The organism is uncultured Rhodococcus sp., from assembly GCF_963525155.1.
Classification (GTDB): domain Bacteria; phylum Actinomycetota; class Actinomycetes; order Mycobacteriales; family Mycobacteriaceae; genus Rhodococcus_F; species Rhodococcus_F qingshengii.
On the sequence record NZ_CAURKP010000032.1, the window covers coordinates 1 to 21,377 of the forward strand.

Annotated in this window: 19 protein-coding genes and 1 riboswitch; of the genes, 9 read left to right on the plus strand and 10 right to left on the minus strand. The window is 62.3% G+C overall.

Annotated features, from left to right (window positions below):
• From RWT78_RS09810 to RWT78_RS09835, 6 genes are all read right to left on the minus strand, one after another.
• The coding region (locus RWT78_RS09810) for a TerD family protein (protein WP_314675488.1) at positions 1–449 on the minus strand (449 nt) is incomplete at its 3' end.
• A gap of 27 nt (positions 450–476) precedes the next feature.
• Positions 477–1,274 (minus strand): HAD family hydrolase, encoded by a 798-nt coding sequence (locus RWT78_RS09815; protein WP_050793979.1) that lies wholly within the window; start codon positions 1,272–1,274, stop codon positions 477–479.
• A gap of 56 nt (positions 1,275–1,330) precedes the next feature.
• Positions 1,331–2,440, minus strand: coding sequence for a cysteine protease StiP family protein (locus RWT78_RS09820; protein ID WP_003941082.1), 1,110 nt, complete (start codon positions 2,438–2,440; stop codon positions 1,331–1,333).
• Positions 2,437–3,726 carry a phosphoribosyltransferase family protein gene (locus tag RWT78_RS09825; protein ID WP_314675489.1) on the minus strand — a complete coding sequence of 430 codons (1,290 nt, stop codon included), beginning with the start codon at positions 3,724–3,726 and terminating at the stop codon, positions 2,437–2,439. Before RWT78_RS09825 ends, RWT78_RS09820 begins: the two co-directional genes overlap by 4 nt.
• Positions 3,723–4,880 carry an HpcH/HpaI aldolase/citrate lyase family protein gene (locus tag RWT78_RS09830; protein ID WP_037129307.1) on the minus strand — a complete coding sequence of 386 codons (1,158 nt, stop codon included), beginning with the start codon at positions 4,878–4,880 and terminating at the stop codon, positions 3,723–3,725. The genes RWT78_RS09825 and RWT78_RS09830 overlap by 4 nt, the downstream gene beginning before the upstream one ends.
• Positions 4,881–4,972: 92 nt before the next feature.
• Complete coding sequence (locus tag RWT78_RS09835) at positions 4,973–6,118, minus strand: hypothetical protein (RefSeq protein WP_064233754.1); 1,146 nt, start codon at positions 6,116–6,118, stop codon at positions 4,973–4,975.
• A gap of 243 nt (positions 6,119–6,361) precedes the next feature.
• Between RWT78_RS09835 and RWT78_RS09840 the strand changes: the two genes are divergently transcribed.
• The 6 genes from RWT78_RS09840 to RWT78_RS09865 all read left to right on the plus strand — a co-directional run bounded on the left by RWT78_RS09840 (position 6,362) and on the right by RWT78_RS09865 (position 12,796).
• Positions 6,362–6,937, plus strand: a complete 576-nt coding sequence (locus RWT78_RS09840; protein ID WP_003941199.1) for a TerD family protein — start codon at positions 6,362–6,364, stop codon at positions 6,935–6,937.
• A gap of 137 nt (positions 6,938–7,074) precedes the next feature.
• Positions 7,075–8,199 (plus strand): DUF475 domain-containing protein, encoded by a 1,125-nt coding sequence (locus tag RWT78_RS09845; protein WP_054781742.1) that lies wholly within the window; start codon positions 7,075–7,077, stop codon positions 8,197–8,199.
• Positions 8,200–8,428: 229 nt separating this feature from the next.
• A complete protein-coding gene (locus RWT78_RS09850; protein ID WP_042922784.1) occupies positions 8,429–10,423 on the plus strand; it encodes a TerD family protein in 1,995 nt (664 codons plus the stop codon).
• A gap of 2 nt (positions 10,424–10,425) precedes the next feature.
• Positions 10,426–10,902, plus strand: a complete 477-nt coding sequence (locus RWT78_RS09855; RefSeq protein WP_084326123.1) for a GNAT family N-acetyltransferase — start codon at positions 10,426–10,428, stop codon at positions 10,900–10,902.
• A gap of 21 nt (positions 10,903–10,923) precedes the next feature.
• Positions 10,924–11,370: a GNAT family N-acetyltransferase gene (locus RWT78_RS09860; RefSeq protein WP_256520695.1), complete on the plus strand. Its 447-nt coding sequence runs from the start codon at positions 10,924–10,926 to the stop codon at positions 11,368–11,370.
• A 64-nt stretch (positions 11,371–11,434) separates the two neighbouring features.
• On the plus strand, positions 11,435–12,796 hold the full coding sequence (locus RWT78_RS09865; protein WP_314675490.1) for a lipase family protein: 1,362 nt from the start codon (positions 11,435–11,437) through the stop codon (positions 12,794–12,796).
• A gap of 18 nt (positions 12,797–12,814) precedes the next feature.
• Here the strand turns inward: RWT78_RS09865 and RWT78_RS09870 are convergent, their stop codons facing one another.
• From RWT78_RS09870 to RWT78_RS09880, 3 genes are all read right to left on the minus strand, one after another.
• Positions 12,815–13,519 (minus strand): MgtC/SapB family protein, encoded by a 705-nt coding sequence (locus RWT78_RS09870; RefSeq protein ID WP_003941187.1) that lies wholly within the window; start codon positions 13,517–13,519, stop codon positions 12,815–12,817.
• Positions 13,520–13,528: 9 nt separating this feature from the next.
• Positions 13,529–16,222: a magnesium-translocating P-type ATPase gene (gene mgtA / locus RWT78_RS09875; protein ID WP_314675491.1), complete on the minus strand. Its 2,694-nt coding sequence runs from the start codon at positions 16,220–16,222 to the stop codon at positions 13,529–13,531.
• Between the two features lie 347 nt (positions 16,223–16,569).
• Positions 16,570–16,743, minus strand: a riboswitch (M-box (ykoK) riboswitch).
• Between the two features lie 45 nt (positions 16,744–16,788).
• A complete protein-coding gene (locus tag RWT78_RS09880; protein ID WP_029254386.1) occupies positions 16,789–17,373 on the minus strand; it encodes a TetR/AcrR family transcriptional regulator in 585 nt (194 codons plus the stop codon).
• A gap of 126 nt (positions 17,374–17,499) precedes the next feature.
• On the opposite strand from RWT78_RS09880, the gene RWT78_RS09885 reads away from it, so the two are divergent.
• From RWT78_RS09885 to dszD, 3 genes are all read left to right on the plus strand, one after another.
• The gene (locus RWT78_RS09885; protein WP_003941129.1) at positions 17,500–18,603 is read left to right on the plus strand and encodes a membrane protein; all 1,104 of its coding nucleotides are present in this window, start codon (positions 17,500–17,502) and stop codon (positions 18,601–18,603) included.
• 15 nt (positions 18,604–18,618) lie between these two features.
• Complete coding sequence (locus RWT78_RS09890; RefSeq protein ID WP_003941167.1) at positions 18,619–19,092, plus strand: YbaK/EbsC family protein; 474 nt, start codon at positions 18,619–18,621, stop codon at positions 19,090–19,092.
• Positions 19,093–19,300: 208 nt separating this feature from the next.
• The gene (dszD, locus tag RWT78_RS09895) at positions 19,301–19,879 is read left to right on the plus strand and encodes an NADH:FMN oxidoreductase DszD (protein WP_003941189.1); all 579 of its coding nucleotides are present in this window, start codon (positions 19,301–19,303) and stop codon (positions 19,877–19,879) included.
• A 52-nt stretch (positions 19,880–19,931) separates the two neighbouring features.
• Here dszD and RWT78_RS09900 read toward each other — a convergent pair whose 3' ends face one another.
• Complete coding sequence (locus RWT78_RS09900; RefSeq protein WP_042922728.1) at positions 19,932–21,377, minus strand: NAD-dependent succinate-semialdehyde dehydrogenase; 1,446 nt, start codon at positions 21,375–21,377, stop codon at positions 19,932–19,934.

Consider the following 21,377-nt stretch of genomic DNA (forward strand, 5'->3'; position numbering starts at 1 on the left):
TACCCCTGGCCGACGGCGCGCACCTTCCACGCACCCTGGCGTCGGTACACCTCGAGCGCGATGACGATGGACTCGGTGGTGAGGCCGTCGATCACGTACTCGTACAACACGTTCCCGGCCGCATCGGAGACCCGAGCGGTCGGTGCAGCAGTGCGCCCGAAGTTCGACGAAGCGTCGTCGAGCGTGATGACGGCGCGAACCTGCTCGATATCGGCGGGTACGCCGGCGAGTGAGACTCGGAGTGAGGCAATGCCACCCGGGTTGGGTACCAATTGCACGCCGGGTCCGGTCGGCTGGTTGAAGAAGACGAAGTCGGCGTCGGAACGAACTTTTCCGTTGCTCGTCACGAGGAGTGCAGACAGGTCAGCGGCCGCAGCCAGCTGAACCGAGACAACTACATCCGAGACGTCCAGCGGGCCGTTCTGCCCTTTGGCAAGCGATACAGACAACTAAATCCCCTTCATAGAGAGCGTGTATTACCCGAGCGCGGAAGAGAACCACCGCAAGATCTCCGCGCTCGCTGCGATACCGGACCTTTCTGTCACAGTAACGGTCGGCCGTTGCCAATTCAGTTCTTCCAGCTCACCGTGCCTGGGCCTGATCGCGAAATCGGAGTATTCGAGCATGTCCGCATCCAATGCGCCGTCACCAGCCGACATCACGACGGCGGACTGATCCAGATCACCCGACTCGACCAGTCTGCGGCGCACCTCTGCCAGCGCTCGTGACTTCGACACGGCGTCGGGCATCGTGTAGATCTTCCGGCCTTGACGCGAAACATTCCAGCCCCGCGTCACGCACCAGTGATTCCATTCGGTTTCGAATTCACTCGGCATCACGGCCAGATCGACGACCAGGTATGGAAACAGGTCGTCGGCAACACGAATGGAGCTGACCCAGCTCGAGTCGATCCGCGATTCCAGTTCGGCCTGAACCTGCGGCAACTCGGCGCCGGCCTTACGGGTCGACCGGTCGATCTCGTTTCGCCAGTCGCGATCGGCTTCGCCGTCCACCAGGATGTTTCCGCCGTTGCTCGTGATCGCGTACTTCCACGGTCCGCCCGGAAGATCGATCCGCTGGAACTGCGCAATGGTCCTGGTCGTCGTCGGAATCACCGGAACCCGCGAGCTGAGCGCAATCAGCAGTTCGATCGATTCGACGCTCATGTGCGAGAGCGGACCGCCGTTGTAGTACTCGACGCACAGCGGGCTCGGTGCCGAATCCAGGTCGGAGCCACTGGGATCGCCGCCGATCGCGGCCTGCGAATAGATCATCGTGCGGTCCAGATCCGTGGCGATCAGGACCTGGGACGCAGCGGTGTCCACACGGCTCACGTGATGTCCTTGATCAGGCCGACACACGAGTAGGCAAGATCCGGGACGACCTCGACCGGGACCCCACGGGCCTGTGCCAACAACCGGATGTGCGCGTGCTCCGGGGCTTCGAGTTCGCGCACCAGAACCTTCCAGGGAAGCCGGCGCAGCAGCACCCTGGTTGTTTCTCCGACACCGGGTTTGACGAAGTTGACCGTCGAGATCCCGTACTCGGCCTGCACCTTCTCCACCGACTCCCAACCGGCCCAGGTCGGCGTCCGATCGGAATCGAGCACTGCAGCAAGAGAATCCGCTGCGTCGCCGCGAACCGAATCGAACTCGGCCGAGACCACGTCGAGCAACCTGTTGGAAACGTCGACGTCGGCGAGGTCGGCGTAGAACTTGGCGCCGTGGAAATCGCCGGGCCCGATGAGGGTGTCGTTGAGGACAGTTCGTGAGACCAAGCCGGACACCGTCGAATTGAGGCACGCCGATGCGATCAGGAAGTCGTCACGGGTCCCGTACGTTCGCACGCAGTGTCCGGGGTCGGCGAGAACAGCCAGATCGGAGTCGAACTTCGCTCCGCCTGCCTCGTGGTACTCCGTCAACGCTGCGTCGAGTTCGCGGGCGATGGCGCCCTTGCCCGTCCAGCCGTCGACGAAGACGACGTTCTCCGAGTCGTGATGGTGCGCAAGATAATCGAGTGCGACGGAATCGATTCCTTTGCCACGGACGATGGACACCGCGTAGTGCGGCAACGTCAACCCGCGGGTCTGCTGGGCCCAGCGCCGCATCAGAATCCCGATCGGTGTTCCGGCCCGGGCGAGTGAGACCAGCGTGATGTCACTCCCCCGCTCGGCCAAGACCAGGTCCATCACGGTCCCGACAGCGCGCGCCAACCGTGGAGCGCTCTCGGCGAGCACCGTCTCGAAAAGATCCCGGTATGCCTGATCGGGTTGGTACTCGATGGGAAGAGACTCGGCATAGTGCGCCTCACCCGACTGAATACGCTTCTCGCGCACGGATACATCCGCTTCGAGATCCACGTGCGAAAGATCCTTGAGCAGCCACTTCACTTCGCCCGGCGCGTACGAACCGAATTCGGGCCCGACCAATGGTTCGTTCATGACGAGCTCCCTGCTCTGGATTCTCGCAGCGCCGACGGATCGGCCCCGCGAACGGTGGCGACCAGGACGTCGGTGCCGGAGTTCCGCAACACCTCGATCACTCCGTCCATCGCCGTCAACCGATCGGTGTCTGCGGGCTCGTCGATGACCAGCAACGCAAGGGCGTCGACCGCCGCATCAGGCCACTGCGCGTTGTAGACGTATCGAGGGTCGTTCTCACCCAGTTCGGGTGCCGGAAAGGTGAACCCGCGACGCAGCGGGTATCCCGGCACGTCGACGACGTACGCGGGTGAGCGAGTTGTGGTCTGGTACCGAACCGCTCGCCCAGAGCTTTCCAAGCCTGCAGCGATGCGCAGTGGCAGGTACATCAACTCCTCGTGACCGATCACGATCACAGCACGCGACGCGTCGATCGACGATTTGAGAATGGACACCGCTGCCTCGACGGCTGACTCGAATGCCGCGGTGTCGCCGTCGAGAAAGCCGTGCCTGCCACCGTCGGGGACATGTGCCGGCCACGGCAGATCCATCTGAGACAGCGTGCCGCGGCGGTCACCGATCGGATTCAGATCCGGAGCATCCAGCGCCGTGACGCGCTCGGTCAGGCCGTCGGGCAGGACCGTCGAACCCGAAGCGAGAGAGACGTAGTCGATTCGTACATTCAACTCTGCCGCCGCGGCTTCGCCGGCGACTCGGTGTTCCTCGGTTCTCATGTCCACCAGCGAGGCCACGACGTAGCGGCTTCGCGGGCATTGCCCGTGCAGCGCCCGGATGGCATCGATCGCGGTGGCGCCGGTGGAGATCTCGTCGTCGACGAGGACCAGAGGCAGGTCGTTCTCGAACAGTTCGGCGGACGTCGGCTGCATCAGATGGCTCGTGGCGTGCGAGTGCCCCTCCTCGAACCCGGCGAGCGTCGTAGCACCTGGTACGTCGCGACGAGTCGAGTGCAGGTAGCAGTGAGCGCGCAGACGGGCCGCAACGCAATGACCCAAACCTGTTGCGGTTTCGGCAAACCCGAGCACGACGACGTCGACACCCTCACCGAGGGTTGTCCGCACCAGATCGCCGAGGTCGTCGGCAGCACCGATGACCACGGACGGCTCGGTGGGCACGTGCTTTCCCAGCACAGTGGACACCAGCAGGTGAGCGCGACGCGGATTCCGCCGAAGTCCCGGGATCACCAGATCGGGCACCGAATGCCCGAGTGACGAATCACCGTGAACGAGGTCCAAGCCGAATTCTGCTGTAGCCCAGGGAACGTCCCGGGACTGGACAACCTCTGTCATCGATCGACCAACGCCGTCAGCAACTCGACGAACGTGATTCCCTTGTTGGTCACACCGAACACGTGAGCTCGGAGCGCAGTCTGATGGGCCCAATTGCGGTGCGGCTTCATCTCGTTCATCTTGTTCCGGTAGCCGGACGCCTGAACTCCCCCGGCGTCGGCACCGAGAATGTCGAGGGCATCGTGATATTCCTCGTGCGTGACGGCGGACAATGCATTGACCGCTGCGACGTGCGACGGGTGGATGACCGTCTTGCCCTGGATTCCGTTGGCTCGGTCCAGCGCGATCTCACGGAGCAGACCGTCGAGGTCGCGGCTGACGAGATGCTGACGGAACCGGACGGCGTCGTGTTCCTCGAACGGGGTGGCGCGCAGCATCGGCCGGAACATGCGTTCGTGATCGGCGAAGTACTCCCACACGGGCCCGGTGATGACAAAACCCGAACCGTCCGCGCGCCCGAGATAGTTGACGATGTCGGCGATGACGTCGACCACCACGCGCACGTCGTAGATGGTCAGATCGCGGTCACGACGGATGCCGAAGGTGCTGCACATGTCGGTGGCGCCGATGCGGACGGCAAGGATTCGATCGCGGTGTTGCGCGAGAATCCCACTGATGGTGCGCAATTCGAGATCGCGAGTATCGCGGTGCACAAGCGCGGGTGATTCGAGTACCGGCATCGCGTAGAGATGCTTGCCCAGCAACTCGGATGCGTCCGCGACGGCGTCGAGAAACACGGGGCCGGACTCGCTGCCGAACTTGGGGATGACGAACCCGGTGAGCGCGGCGCGCCCCTCGGTCAACGACGCGGCGACCTTGTGGATGTCCGCGACTTCACGAACCCGCACGAACAACAGCATGCCGACGGCGTCGGTGGACGCGATCTTGTCGAGAGCTTCGACCGCGTTCGCTCGCGCCGATTCGACCTCGTGATCGGCGACGGCATCCTCGAGATCGAGCACCATCGAACTGACGCCCTCGGACGCACGCTTGGACACGATGTCGGCCAACCCGGCCCGGGTGGCAGGAACGTAGAGAGTTGCACCCAGAGCAATCGCGAGCAGATCCCTCTCGTCGGAATCCGCGAACGATCGAGGCGCATGCAGGAACAGTTGCTCCCGCACGTCATCCTCGAGATGTTGAAAGTGCTGCATTTCTCTTCTCTCTGTAACCGCAATCAAGTCCATGAAACGACCCCCTGTGACAACGCGTCGGGCAACTCCGATCCCCCGATCGGCCCGACCATTCAGTTTTTGCCGGCTCGCGCCCGCATCTTCTCGACAACTTCGGTGATGAACGTCGATACCGAGTCCAGCTGTAATACATACGACCAGTAGTCCGGATGAGTTCCCGACAGTGACGCACTCGCTCGCTCGATCCTTGCTAGTTGAGCATCGAGTACAGAGCCCCACTCCGCCACCAACCCTTGGTTAACAGCGAACATCTGGGCGTCTTTCAGCCGGAAACGAACCTCACGTTCCTTTTGGCTCGGATCTGCCCGAACTGCACGCAGAGTAGCGAGACGGTCCGTCACGGCGTCGGCACACGCTTCGGCGTCGGCGAGGTGCACGCGGGCTTCGGCCATCAAAGCCAGTGCATGTTCGGGGTTTCCCGCAGCCAACGACTGCTTCGCTTCCTTGAGATCGATGTCGGCCTGATCGATATGTGCTCGGCTGCGACTGCTGTTGTCGACGAGGTCAGCGGAACTCGCGGCGTTGAACTCGCGCAGCAATGCGGAGTACGCCGGATCCAGGCGGTCCACTCGAGTGCGCACTGCCGACAACCTGGTCGAGACCGAGGAAATCGTCATCTCGGCACGGTGCTGGGTCGACGGGGCTTCTGCCAATGCTTCCTCGAGCGCCGATACCGCTTCGCGGACACTCTCGGCCCGCGTGCGGACTGCGTCGGCGCGACCGGATGAGCGCGCATTGTCGAGCGCTGCAACCGCGTCGTCGAGGTGTTCGGAGGCCGTCACCACCGACGGGTACTCGCGATAGCGCTGATCGGTGGCAGCCAGTTTTTCCCGGACGGCGTTCGCCAGGGTTCGGGCCTGCTGGCCGAGGACGGGAATGGCGGACATCGTGACCGTCGCCTGCTCGAGGTGCGCACGATGCCCGTTGTAGAAGGCGTCGACGCCCTTCGCCGCCTCGACGAGTTCGGCTACCGACTTTTCGAATGCCACCCGAGCACCGTTCGGGTTCTGGTGAAGTACCTGATCGTTGCCATAGCGCTCGGATGTGTCGAGGTAGTCCGACGCAGCCTGGAAGCACCGATCCCGAACGGGTTCCCACGCAGCGCGCAGCCCTCGCTCGGGGTACAGCTCGGCGGAAGCGTCGACTGCTGCCGACGCGATGGTCTGCCGCTTGTCCATGTCGAGGAACGCCGAAACCATGGCCGTCTGCGCCTCCCGCGCACGACTGACCGACTCCCCCACTCTTGCCCCCCGATTGAAGCGCTCCGACCATCTTCCCACCACGATTGAATCCTACGGGTCCAGCACTTCGCTTCTCGGTTCGTAATTCTGCTGTTACGGCGAACACACCGGAACTGCGGTTAGGGTGGTGGAGGTAAACACACTCCCAAGACGACTTCGCGTCGTAGTGGGCCTTGTCTCTCCTCTTGAAAGGACCCCTGAATGGGCGTCAGCTTGACCAAAGGCGGCAATGTCTCTCTCACGAAGGAGGCCCCGAACCTGACTGCAGTGGTCGTCGGCCTGGGCTGGGACGCGCGTTCCACCACCGGAGCTGCTTTCGACCTCGACGCCAGCGCAATCGGCGCAGGCTCGAACAAGAAGGTCCTCTCCGACCAGCACTTCATCTTCTTCAACAACCTCCGTTCGCCCGACGGCTCGATCGAGCACAAGGGTGACAACACGGACGGCGAAGGCGAAGGCGACGACGAGCAGATCGACGTGAACCTCGCAGCGGTTCCCGCCGAGGTCGAGAGCGTTGTCTTCCCCGTCTCGATCTACGACGCAGAAGCTCGCTCGCAGTCCTTCGGCCAGGTCCGCAACGCGTACATCCGCGTCGTCGACAAGTCGAACGGCAACGAGCTCGCTCGTTACGACCTCTCCGAGGACGCTTCCACCGAGACCGCCATGGTCTTCGGTGAGCTGTACCGCAACGGTGCAGAGTGGAAGTTCCGCGCAATCGGCCAGGGCTACGCGTCCGGCCTCGCGGGCATCGCGCGCGATTACGGCGTCAACGTCTGATCTTCGCTCTCGACGAGCTGACTCGGGGAAGGTTCCGCAGTAGTCTGTGGAACCCTCCCCGTTTTCACGTTCGGATGCGGTGAGAGACCGCTTGCAGTAACCACTCTGCATTGACCAACTAGAAAGGGCCACGCTCCGTGGTACTGCGAATATTCGGTTTATCCATCGCAATTTCGATCCTCGCGATGATCGTTGCGTTCATCTACGGCGGACCCGAGGCACTGTTCCTCGTCATCATCCTGTCGATTCTGGAAATCTCGCTTTCCTTCGACAACGCCGTCATCAACGCCACTGTTCTGCAAAGAATGAGTGAATTCTGGCAGAAGATCTTCCTCACCATCGGCGTCATCATCGCCGTCTTCGGTATGCGTCTGGTGTTCCCACTCGTGATCGTCTGGGCTGCATCCGGTCTCGGACCCGTTGCTGCACTCGACCTCGCGCTCAACCCGCCGCCGGACGGTGCAGCGTACTTCCCCGGCACGAACGAGCCGAGCTACGAAACCATCCTCACGGACGCTCACCCGCAGATCGCTGCCTTCGGTGGCATGTTCCTGCTGATGCTCTTCCTCGGTTTCATCTTCGAAGAGCGTGAGATCACCTGGCTGTCTTGGCTCGAGAAGCCCCTCGCTCGCATCGGCAAGCTCGATCAGCTCTCCGTCGTCGTGGCCGGCATCGTCCTGGTACTGAGTGGTTCGTTCCTCGCCGCTGACGACAAGGTCTCCACCGTCATGATCTCGGGCGTTCTGGGCATGATCACCTACATCGCGGTCAACGGCTTGGGTGAACTGTTCAATCTGCCGGAAGAAGGCGAAGAGGAAGAAACCGCCAAGTCCGGCGGCCCCACGCAGCTCGCGAAGGCGACCGGTAAGGCCGGCTTCTTCCTGTTCCTCTACCTCGAGGTCCTCGACGCGTCCTTCTCGTTCGACGGCGTCATCGGCGCATTCGCCATCACGGCAGACCCGATCATCATCGCCCTCGGCCTCGGCTTCGTCGGCGCGATGTTCGTCCGTTCCATCACGGTCTTCCTGGTCCGCAAGGGCACGCTCTCCGATTACGTCTACCTCGAGCACGGTGCGCACTGGGCCATCGGCGCTCTGGCCGTCATCTTGATGGTGTCCATCGGCGTTCACATCAACGAGATCATCACCGGCCTGGTCGGTGTCTTCTTGATCGGCGCTGCTTTCATCAGCAGCCTCATTCGCAACAAGCGAATCGCGAACGCAGATCCGAAGTTGGACGAGAACACTCCGGCAACTGTCTGACGTTCTTTTTCACGAAACGCCCGCGACCAATTGGTTGCGGGCGTTTTGTTTGTTATGCCTGAATTGAAACTCTCTGCATTCCCAGCCGCGCGCCAATTGTTCAGCCGCGCGCCAAATTCAGCCTGCGGCTGAACAATTGCCCTGCGGATTCGAAACCACACAAAATTCGATCTGCCCCTGGACAATCAAGATGCGAAATCCGACTGTGCACAGCGATGAGGGGAAATTCGTGGAAGACCAATTTCTGTCCAAAGGCCAGAACATCGAGCTCCCCGACGAACTCGATCAGATCGACATCGTGATCACCTGGGACAATACGGAATTCGGTGTCGATGCCTCGGCATTGCTTCTGGGTGCCGACGGAAAAGTCAGGTCCGACGCGGACTTCGTCTTCTACAACCAACAGGAATCTGCTGACGGCTCGGTTCGCTATCTCGGCCGCCGCGAAGCCGAATCCGGTCCGCACGAGCGCCTCCTCGTCCACCTCGCTGCTGTACCCGATCAGGTCGACGCGATCGCTTTGATAGGCAGCGTCGACACCGGCTCTTTCGGCGACCTCGGCAAACTTGCGCTCCAACTGGTTGATTCCGGTGGCTCTCCTATCGCCGAATACGTCACCGCCGACGCGTCCACCGAAACCGCATTCGTCTTCGGCCAGGTCTATCGACGTAGCGGGAAGTGGAAACTTCGCGCAATCGGCCAAGGTTGGGCATCAGGCCTCGCCGGGCTCGCCGAAGACTTCGGAGTCGACGTGAGTGAGGATGCCCCCGTCGAGGAGCCTGGGTCACCTGAGCTCGAGGCAATCCAACCGATATCGGAACAGGAACCGTCAGTCACAGAGCCCTCAACGCCCGCGAAGCCCGTCCGACAGCGTGGTGTTCGTACAGCGAAGCCGGTGCCCAAGAAAGCCCCACTACCCGAATTCAAGCACGCAGAGTCCGAGGCCTGGCAACCTGCACGACTCTTCTCGGTGATCGGCGTCGGAACCGGTGAGGAACAAGAACGACGCACAACGTCGGCATTGGTTTCCACGATGCAAGCGGTTCCATTGTTTGCGCGGGCGGTTTCGTCCCGCGTGGGCGCGCCGGCCGGCTCGTTCGAGGGCTATGTCGAAGTTCCCTACGTCAAAGGTGAATCTCGGGTGATCCCGGATGCGGTGTGGCGCATCGCCCGCGGAAGCCGGCTCTGGACCGGCTTGCTCGAGGCAAAGACTGGAGCAGGCACCCATACCCGAGAGCAGCTCGAAAACTATCTCGACGTCGCCAAGAAGAACAAGTACGACGTCGTGATCAGCCTCTCCAACGACTTGCCTGCCGGCGCCGGCGAATTACCCGTCGAGGTGGACAAGCGCAAGCTCACCAAAGTTGCGCTGCGGCATCTCTCTTGGGCAGAAGTCATCCACGAGGCTCGGATGGTGCTCTCGCACGGCGGAATCGACAATCCGCTGCAAGGTTGGATTCTCAGCGAATTTCTCCGGTACATCGAACATCCCAAGTCCGGGGCCGCGGAGTTCGTCGACATGGGTCGGCACTGGGTATCGATACGCGATTCCGTGAGCGCCGGAACTCTACGTCCTGGAGATCCGAAGGCAGCGGCGGTCGCTCAGTCGTGGATCGCGCTCGCGCGGAACCTTGCGCTGCGGTTCACTGCAGATCTCGGTGTCGTCGTCAAACACGTGTTGCCCCGTCGGGTGGTCAACGATGCGGATGCGCGTACCGCGCTGACGGTCAACGAATTGGCGAACGACGGCACCTTCAGCGCCACCCTCCGAATCCCCGACGCAGCCGGAGAGCTACGGGTTACTGCTGATTTGAGAACCAACAAAGTGAGCTGCAGTACAACGGTTTCTGCACCAGACGAAGGCACTTCGGGAAAACGAGTCACCTGGGTTTTGCGTCAGTTGAAGAATGCTCCTGCCGAATTGTTGGTCGAAGCGTTGTTCACCGGCCCGGCCTCGTCGACTTGCGAGACCGTTGCATCCGCGCGCACAACGCCACGTCTGTTGACAGACAGTCAAGGCGGCCAACTCAGTTCATTCGTACTGACACAGTCCTTCACACTCGGCAGCAAGCGTTCGGGTACTGCTGCGAGTTTCATCAACAGTGTGACCAGTTCGGCCGAAATCTTCTACTCCGAAGTCGTTCAACCGCTCCGTGAATGGGTCCCCGCCGCCCCGAAGGCGTCCGATCTCCCTCGTGAAGAACAAGTCGACAACGAAGACTGACAATGAACGAGATAGTCATAGAGCGCGCAACGGACGAGGACGCCGCGGAAATCCTTGTTCTACAACGCTGTTGCTGGGTCTCGGAAGCAATCTCGAACAACAGCATGGACATACCCCCGCTCCACGAGGACCTACCCACGGTCCGAGCCTGGGTTCAGCAGTCGACGGTCTGGGCCGCACGACGCGGCGGACGGCTCGTCGGGGCCGTGCGAGGAACCGCGGACGGAACCGCATGGCAGATAGGGCGCCTCATGGTGGCGCCGGACTTGGCGGGCAACGGCCTCGGCCGACGCCTCTTGCAACACGTGGAACAGAACGCTCCGGAGCACACCACAAGTTTCGAGCTGTTCACCGGAAGCAAGAGCGTGCGGAACATTCGCCTGTACACCCGAGCGGGCTACTCCCAATTGCCGCCGGACCCCAGCCACATCCCCGGAGTCGTCTACCTGTCCAAGCCGAACGCCATCAACTCCGACTGAACGGCGATACTGACTTCTGTGATGAACATTCGCGTCGCAGCGCAGACAGACTTGCCGTTCTTACGTGAGCACGACTCACACATCGCAGCCGAGGAACTCGCGTCAGTGATCCAACGCGGCCGGATACTCGTCGCCGAGGACAACGGTAATCCAATCGGCTGGCTGCGCTGGGGCTTGTTCTGGGACGAGATTCCGTTCATGAACATGCTGACCGTCCTGTCTTCGAACCGCGGCCAAGGCATCGGGCGCGCTTTGGTCACAGATTGGGAAAAACGCATGAGCCGCGCGGGACACTCGCAGGTCCTCACCTCCACACTCGCCGACGAATCAGCCCAGAACTTCTATCGCGCAATGGGATACACCGACGCGGGAGTTCTTTTACTCCCAGGCGAGCCCTCCGAAATCTTCCTACGCCGAGACCTCGAGCCTGCGCCCGATCTGACCGATCCCCACATTACCCGCGAGTAATATATGGTGGTCGTCACACCGCGATCTCAGGGTGGGGCGCGGCACACCAATGTGGAGGACGAGTATGTCGTCAAGGGTCTTATCTCGCACAGTTGTCGGAGTACTCGCGGTTGCACTGACAGGCGTCGGTGCACCGGCAGCACTCGCGCAGCCGGCTCTTGCCCAGTCCCCTGATGACAGTTTCTACAGCTACGAGGGCGCGGCGCCTCTCTCGTCGTATGCTCCAGGCGCGGTCCTCGAGACTCGCACCGTGCCGTACACCATTCTCAACATCCCGACCCCGATACAGGCAGTGCAGGTTCTCTACCGATCAACCGACGCCCTCGGTCAGCCGTCGGCCAACGTCACCTCGATCCTGCGCCCGGCCAACGCTCAACCGGACAAAGTTGTTTCGTACCAATCCTTTTACGATTCACTGAACCCCGACGACAGTCCGTCGCGGGCTATCGCGGGCAACACCCCGATCGGAGATTGGACGCCGAGTGGGCGTAATTTCAACGTCGGCGGAACCTTCACGTCCATCGAGGCAGCCTTGTTCGGGCCGCTCTTCGCCCTCGGCTACACGATCGTCGTCCCGGACACCGAAGGCCCGGATGCAAACTTCGCTGCCGGACCCGAATACGGGATGATGACGCTCGACGCTCTGCGTGCGGCCAAAGATGTCCCGGAAACCGGAATCACCGACGACGCAGAGATCGCGCTGATGGGGTACTCCGGCGGAGCGATCGCCACCAACTGGGCTTCGATCCTCGCTCCCGCGTACGCACCGGAGATCAACGATAACTTGATCGGTGCCGCGCAAGGCGGCGTGCTGGTCAATCCGGCCAACAACCTTCGCTACGCGAGCGGAAGCATCGGGTGGGGCGGCGTCGTCGGCATGGCCATCGTCGGCGTTGCGCGTTCGTACGACATCGATTTCGGAAAGTATCTCAGCGACCGTGGACGCGACGTCATGGCTCGACTCGAAGACGCGTCCATCGGCAATGTGCTGGCACAGTATCCCGGACTGACCTGGCAGGATCTGGTCAAACCCGAGTACGCCGATCCCAATACGGTTCCCGAGTACGTCGATGTCGTGAACAAGATCAACATGGGCACCGCGGCGACACCGACCATTCCGATGTTCATCGCGCAGGCGGCCAACGGCACCATCGAGGGCACCCAACCCGGCGGCCCCGGTGTCGGAGCGGGAGACGGCGTGATGATCACGGGCGACGTCCGCACCCTCGCACGCAAGTACTGCGACGCCGGCCTGGCGATTCAGTACGACCAGTACGACACCATCAGCCACTTCCTCGGCGCCATGCTCTGGCTGCCCGGTGCGCTCGCCTGGGTCGACGACCGCTTGAACGGCAAGCCTGCACCGTCCAACTGCGCGAACATTGCACCGGGGAACTCACTTGCGCCGCAGGAACATGCGCGCTGACTGACAGCGACCCCGAATCTACTTCGACGGTTCCACCTCCCACCGAACGTGAGTCACCAACGGTTCAAGGCTAAGTCGGCTGACGGCGGATTCCAGGAGTCCGTCGTCACGCTCCGCTGCGGCCAGTTCGGCTACCACCCGCACGCGGTCGCTGTCCGGGATGTCGAAGGACTGCACTGACCGGAGCTGAAACTCGGGCCTCGAAATGGACTGCACGGTAAGACCTCTGATGTGAGCTTCGGCGTCGCCGTGACAGGTCACCTCGAAGGTGTAGTCCGCGGGTGGTTCTTCGCGTCCGGTTCGGGCAGGCTGGTGATCCATCATCCGGCCCAACGGCCTCAACAGCGTGTTCGCCAACATGATTGCGCCGGCACCGAACACCGCGACCCAGTACATTCCGCCGCCGGCCAGTGCGCCGACTGCGGCCGTGGCCCACAGAGTGGCGGCAGTGTTCAGGCCGGTGACCGACGCACCCTGCTTCATGATCACTCCAGCACCGAGGAAACCGATCCCCGAGACGATCTGCGCTGCGACGCGCGTCGGATCAGCGTCCGGGCCCTGAAACCCGTACGCGCCCATGATGACGAAGAGCGTCGCACCCAAGCTCACCAACGCGTTGGTTCGCAGACCCGCCATCCTTGCGCGCCATTGCCTTTCGATCCCGACGGCAGCGCCGAGGACGAGCCCGAGCGCTATCCGCACAAGGATGACGTGGATTTCCACGGTGAACTCCTAGAGCCAGGTCGCGAATCGACGGATGAACATTCCCTTGGCCACCTGCGTGACGACGCAGTATGCCGCGAGAGTGAGGACCAGCCACGGGAAGTAGTTCCACGGCAGTGAAACCAACCCGAGGGAATGACCCCAGGACGTGAACGGGAACACCAGCGCGAAGACGCAGGCGGCGCCCGTGCTGAGCAGTACCGGCAGCGATGCACGCGACTGGATGAACGGGATCTTGCGGGTGCGGATCATGTGAACGATCAGCGTCTGCGAGATCAATGACTCGATGAACCAACCCGATTGGAACAGGGCTGCGTGCTCGGGAGAGTTGGCGGCGAACACGAACCACATCAGCGCGAAGGTCGAGATGTCGAAGATCGAACTGATCGGGCCGATGAACACCATGAACCGGCGAAGGCTCTTGGTCTCCCACTTGCGGGGCTTCGCGAGGAAGTCGTCGTCGACGCGGTCCCACGGGATCGTGAGCATCGAGAGATCGTAGATCAGGTTCTGCAACAACAGAACTACGGGAATCATGGGGATGAACGGCAGCAAGGCGCTGGCGACGAGCACGGAGAAGACGTTCCCGAAGTTCGACGACGCAGTCATCTTGATGTACTTCTGGATGTTTCCGAAGGTACGACGCCCTTCGATGACTCCTTGTTCGAGTACACCGAGGTCCTTCTCCAGCAAGATGATGTCCGCGGATTCGCGGGCGATGTCCGCCGCTGTGTCGACGGAGATGCCGACGTCCGCAGCCCGCAGTGCGGGTGCGTCGTTGACACCGTCACCGAGGAAACCAACCGTGTGGCCGACCCGGCGCAGCGATTCGACAATGCGTGCCTTCTGCATCGGATCTGTCTTCGCGAATACGGTTGTCCGCTGCACCAACTCGTCGAGGGCGTCGTCGCTCAACGCTTCGATCTCGGCGCCGGATACAACAGTTCCCACGTCGATACCGACTTTGCCGCAGACGGTTTCGGCGACCAGTTCGTTGTCACCCGTCACTACCTTGACCGCGACTCCGTGGCTCGCGAGGGCTTCGATCGCCCCGGCCGCAGATTCCTTCGGCGGGTCGAGGAATGCCAGCAGCCCGACCAGGGTCATGCCCTCTTCGTCGGCCGTCGAGTACTCGCGGCGCTGCTCTTCGACGACTGTCTTGGTTGCCACCGCAAGCACTCGCTTGCCTTGACCGTTCAGCTCCGCGACCAGACGGTCGACTCGGGCCAGCCATCCCGGTGTCAATTGGTGGGTCACCCCGTCCAGTTCCACCGATTCACAGATCGAAAGGAGCTCTTCCACTGCACCTTTGGTTACGATCAGATCGGCGTCTCCGTGGTCGACCACCACGGAGAGTCGACGGCGCTTGAAGTCGAAGGGAATCTCGTCCACCAACCCGTGGCGACGCGAGATCTCCTCGACCACTTCGGGACCGGCGGCCTCGATCACCGCGTCGTCGAGAAGACTGCGCAATCCGGTCTGATTCACGGAATTGACCGCCGCTAGCCGCAATACGTCCTCGGACTTACGTCCGGCAGTATCGAGATGCTCACCGAGAACGATGCGGTCCTCGGTGAGAGTTCCGGTCTTGTCCGTGCACAGAACGTCCATGGCACCGAAGTTCTGAATCGCGTTGATCTGCTTGACGATCACCTTCTTGCGCGACATGTGGAGCGCACCCTTGGCCAGGTTCGCCGTCACGATGAGCGGCAACATTTCCGGAGTCAACCCCACGGCGGTGGCGACGCCGAAGAGTAGTGCTTGGCTCCAGTCCTTGGTCAGTCCGTTGATGATGAACACCGCGGGAACCATGATCAGCATGAACTTGATCAGCAGATAGCTGACACTGCGCACCCCGACGTCGAAGCTGGTTTCGGGTCGCTTGGACGCCAATTGTGCTGTCATGGCACCGAAGTAGGTCCGCTTGCCGGTGTGCACCGCAACGGCGGTGCCACTGCCCGACACGACGGAAGTACCCATGAACCCGATGTTCTCGGCTTCGAGCAGCCGATCGACGTCGATCCCCGACGACGGGTCCGCCGACTTCTCGGCCGGCATCGATTCACCGCTGAGCATGGACTGATTGACCTGTAGATCCTTGGCCCGAATGATGCGGACATCGGCCGGGATCATGTCGCCGGCGGCAAGCTGGACTACATCACCTGGCAGTAACTGCTCGATCGGAATCTCAGCCGTGACCACGGTGTTGTTGATCTTGCGGGTGGCCGCGACGGTCGTCGTAACCATCGCCTTGAGCGCCTCGGCGGCGCGGCTCGAACGGTATTCCTGCCAGAACCTCAGTGAGACACTGACAAAGATCATCAACCCGAGAGTGATGATGCCCTCGTAGGAAGGACCGTCCTCGGGGTCCGCCCAGACCACGTCGGTCCCGACCATGATCAGGGCGAGGAATACCAGGATCAGGATGAACGGGTTCTTGAAGGCCCCCGCGAACTGCACGATTGCCGGCGCCGGGCGGTCGTGGCGGACATCGTTGCGCCCGTATTGCCGACGAAGATCGTCGATCTGATCGTCGCGAAGGCCGTTGGCCGTCGTGGTCAGATCGGCGAGGACGGTGCGCGTGTCCGAGGCCGAGTAGTCGACCAATTCCTGTGCGCTTTCCTTTGCCAGGACTGTTGAAGGTGTTTGTTGTGCACTGTTTCTCGTGGGCCGTGGCCGCAATGCGAGAACGGAAAATGACATGACGAATCTCCTCGGCTGCCCGAACACGCCGGACCATGCCAGTGCATGAGGGCAGCAGAATGCGCTGAGCGACAATGGAAGTCGTCAGCGGACGCGGCAAAGCCGCGCAGATGAAGCCGAGGATGCAAAGAGTCAGTGACTGAAGAGCAAAAGACCGGGGTGAGCATCGTCGGCAAGAACAGAAGGATGGGTCGAATATCGACTCGGCGGGTCGTCCACGATGGTCACCTCCTGAAAGTTCGGGGCGTCCGATGACGCCACACAAGTACATGCGCACAGCACACGCCAGGAGAACCGAATATCGACGTACTCTCGCCTTCGCCGGAAGAAACCGGCATCAAGCTGCGAAAACACCTCCACGTCCGAGTTTTGGCACTGCACGACGTGTCCCGATCGCGACCAGGAAGCCACTTTGGATCACCCCTTAAGCCGGGGAGATCTGTCCTAACCTTGGGCGTCTCTCGACGTCGTGAGATCAGTGGCCTGTGTTCGTGCAGAAGCCTCACCTAACGAGGTACTGCACCCAGAGGGTAGTTCTCAAATCCGTTGCCTGTCAACCGAGCAACTCAGACGGCGGGCAATCCTGCCCGTGCGACGGCGCCGGCGAAGAGTGCCGTCACGGCGGCACCCATGACGCTCTGATCAACTTCTTCCGGATCCACCGAGTGCTCGAGAACGAGCCCGGATATCAAGGCCATCAACGAGATTGCAGTGGTCCGCACATCGAAGGAATCGTCCACTCCCCATTCACGGGCACGTTCACCGATCAACTCCACGAGTTGACTGCGCAAGTGGCGACGCTCACGTAAGTACGCCTGAGCGATCTGCGGATCACGTCCGGCGAGCACTCCGAATTCGAGGACGAGCAGTGACCACCCCGGGTCGTCGACCATCCATGTTGCAATGGCCTCGCCACCTTTGCCCGCCGCGTCGGCCGGGTTCATCCCGGCGATCTCGGCAAGCACACGGCCGGCCAGTTCGAGAGACCGTTGCGCGAACAGTTCGGCGAACAGATCTTGTTTCGACTCGAAGTTGGAGTAGACAGCCCCCTTGGTGAAGCCCGCTCGGCGAGCAACTTCAGTGAGACGTGCAGCACTGAATCCGCGCTCCGCAAACTCTTCCGCCGCAGCGTCGAGCAGTCTTTGCCGCACCACGTCACGTCCGGGGCGGGTTACCGGCGTCCAGTCCGGTTGACGAGATTCAGTCACGATACCTAGAGTATTCAATACCTCGGGTATTGACAAGCTCTTTACTTTCGACAAGATCAGGACTCTTTCGTGACCACTACGCATCCGGCACACGCCGCACCAGACAACAGCTCCACCCACGACGAACACCACCACGACAATCTGCTGGTGAAATACGGCGCACCCAAGGTGATGGCCGCGCTGTTCGTCGGCGTGCTCCTGCTGCAGATGGGCTTCATCCTCAGCTACGTCGCCGCCTTCCATCAGCCGACTCCGCGAGACATCGAAATCGCGGTCATCGCCGATCAGGGCACACCGGACGGCATGGATCAGCAGATCGCCGACAAACTTAACGCCATCGACGGCAGCCCGCTCGACGCTCAGGTGGTCGACAGCACGGCGACCGCTCGCCGCATGATCAACGACCGCGAGATCCAGGGCGCGTTTGTCATCAACCCGGCCGGGCCGGACACCCTGATCACCGCGAGCGCGGGCGGCAGCTCCATCGCGACGTCACTCGAAGCGGTGTTCACGAAGGTCGAGGCGACACAGGACCGACAGTTCGTCGTCCGCGACGAGATCCCCGTCGGAGCACACGACAACCGCGGCCTCTCCGGCTTCTACCTCTCGGTCGGCTGGGTCGTCGGCGGCTATCTCCTTGCGGCAGCCATCGGACTGTTCATCGGTGCGCCGAAGACTCTCCGCCAGGCAAGCGCACACACGGGCGTGATCGCGATCTACTCGATCATCTCGGGAGCCCTCGGCGCCCTCATCACCTCACACGTACTCGGAACCTTCGCCGGCCACTGGTTCCCGCTCTGGATCCTGGGAACAGCCGTGGTGTTCGGCACCGCCATGTTCACACTCGGATTGCGCGCCGCCATCGGCGTTCTGGCAGTCCCGCTGGCTATCGCCGTCTTCGTGATCCTCGGCAATCCCAGTGCGGGAGGCGCATTCGGCTCCAACGTGATTCCCTCGTTCTACGCCGCCATCGGCCGGTGGATCACACCCGGCGCCGGCACCGAAGGCGTCCGGAGCATCGTCTACTTCAACAACGTCGGCGTCGGCCAGCCTGCTCTGACGCTGTTCCTTTACGCGCTGATCGGTGCGGTCATGCTGTTCGGCTTCACGATCCGTCGTAACCGAAAGTCCACCGACACGACGCCGACTCCAGCTGTGGCGAACGCCGACTAGTCCTAGTCTGAACTCATGACGAGCCTCCTCCACCCCAACGCCTCGCACGTCGCCGAAACACTGATCTCGCGGGGTCACCACGGCGTCATCGTCACGCAGCCCGACGCCACGCACACCGCGGCCGAGGCAGCGGCGGCCGTCGGGGTGGAGGTAGGCGCGATCACCAAGTCACTGGTGTTCCTTCTCGACGACGATCCGGTCCTGCTGCTGGTCTCCGGCGCGCATCAGGTGAATCTGAAGGCCACCGGCGAACGCCTCGAAGGCAAGCTCACGCGGGCGCCGCTGGAGATGGCGAAGTCCGCGACGGGCCAGCCGATCGGTGGGGTCGCTCCGCTCGGGCATCCCACCAACCTGCCGACGTACATCGATACCGCCCTCGAGCAGTACCCCGAATTGTGGGCTGCTGCCGGGCACCCGAACACGGTCTTTCGCACGACGTACTCCGAACTCCTTCGAATCACGGCCGGCCTCGCCGTCGACATGGACTGACGCACTTCAGCCAACCCGGTCCGAACCCACTCAGACGTGCGTCCACCTATAGTTGGACGCACCATGTGCACTGCAACCAGGACCCCGGCCGGTAACCACTGGCGTCGACGACACGTAGATCTGTGCCGCACCGACGCATGTCTGTGTATGCCGAGCGCAGTCACCTCGACCACACCGCACACCTCGAGTTCCAGCCGGAGAGTTCCCGTTGTCTGACAAGCCGAATGCCGTTTCCAGCCACACCACCCCCGACGTCCCCGAAGTAGCAGCGACGCCCGAGTTGTCCACCGGCATCTGCGCCGGTGACTACCGCGCTGCGCTTCGCCGCCACCCCGCCGGTGTCACCGTCGTGACCCTCGATTCGGGTACCGGCCCGGTGGGTTTCACCGCCACTTCGTTCTCGTCCGTCTCCCTCGAGCCGCCGCTCGTCTCGTTCAACATCGCGGAGACGTCGTCGAGCATCAATGCGCTCAAGGCAGCCGAGTCCTTGGTGATCCACCTTCTCGGCGAACATCAGCAGCATCTGGCCCAGCGCTTTGCGCGTAGTGCCGATCAGCGTTTTGCAGACGAGTCACTGTGGGCAGTGCTCGACACCGGGGAACCGGTGCTGCACGGCACCCCCAGCTGGATGCGCGTCAAGGTCGACCAGTTGATCCCTGTCGGCGATCACACGTTGGTCATCGGTCTCGTCACGCGGGTGCACGCCGAAGAAGACGACGAATCCGCTGCCGCACCGCTGCTCTACCACGAGGGCAAGTACTACCGCCCCACTCCGTTAGGTCAATAGACAACTGTGCGCCTTTATTAACCGCCCGCGGTTAATAAAGGCGCACAGCAAGTTAGAGCGCTACGTACTTGGTATCGAGATACTCGTCGATACCCTCGGTTCCGCCTTCACGGCCGAAGCCCGATTCCTTCACGCCACCGAACGGCGCGGCAGCATCGGAGATCGCGCCGCGATTGACGCCGACCATGCCGGTGTCCAGCTTGGCCGAGACGCGCATTGCACGGTCGATGTCGCGGGTGTAAAAGTACGCCACGAGACCGTACTCGGTGTTGTTCGCAGCCGCGATCGCTTCGTCTTCGGTGTCGAAACCGACCACTGCCGCAACGGGTCCGAAGATCTCTTCCTTCAGCAGGCGCGCGTCGGCGGGCACCTGGTCGAGGACCGTCGGGGTGAAGAAGAACCCGGGGCCTTCGGGTGCCGATCCACCGGTGCGAACGCGAGCACCCTTGGACACGGCGTCGTCGACGAGTCCGGTGACGGTTGCGAGCTGCTTGGTGTTGATCAGCGGTCCGATGTTGGTGCCCTCGGCGTCACCGGCGCCCACCTTCAAGGCCGCAACCTTGGCGGTGAACTTGTCGGTGAACTCTTCGCGCACCGAGTTGGCGACGTAGATGCGGTTGGCCGCGGTGCAGGCCTCGCCGCCGTTGCGCATCTTCGCGAGCATTGCGCCGTCGACAGCTGCGTCGATGTCGGCGTCGTCGAAGACGATGAACGGCGCATTGCCACCGAGTTCCATCGACGTGCGGAGCAGCTTGTCAGCAGCATTGCGCACCAACAACTTTCCGACGCCAGTGGAGCCGGTGAAGGTGACCTTGCGCAGACGCGCATCTTCCATCAGCGGTCCACTGATGGAGGCCGCGTCGGACGTCGGGAGGATCGAGAGCACACCGTCGGGCAGACCGGCATCGGCGAACACCTGACCGAGGAGCTGCATGGTCAGCGGCGTGTCCTCGGCGGGCTTGACGATGATGGTGCAACCGGCAGCCAGCGCCGGTCCGATCTTGCGTGTGCCCATGGCGAGCGGGAAGTTCCACGGGGTGATCGCGAGGACCGGTCCTACGGCTTCCTTGGTGACCAGGATGCGACCGTTGCCGGCCGGAGCCTGCGTGAAACGTCCGCCGATGCGTACTGCTTCCTCGCTGAACCAGCGCAGGAATTCGCCGCCGTAGTTGACCTCACCGCGGCTCTCTGCCAACGACTTACCCATTTCCAGGGTCATCATCAGCGCGAAGTCCTCGGCGCGGGCGTGCAGCAATTCGAAGGCGGTGCGCAGGATCTCGCCGCGTACACGTGCCGGAGTGGCCGCCCAGTCTTCCTGCGCCGCAGCGGCGAGGTCGAGCGCACGGATACCGTCGGCAGCGGTGGCGTCGGCTACCTGGGCGAGTTCCTCACCCGTTGCCGGGTTGTAGACCGCAAAGGTCTTCTCGGCCGGGACGAGCTTGCCGCCGAGCCAGAGACCCTTGGGTACCGAGTCGAGAAGATCCGAGACGTTGGACAT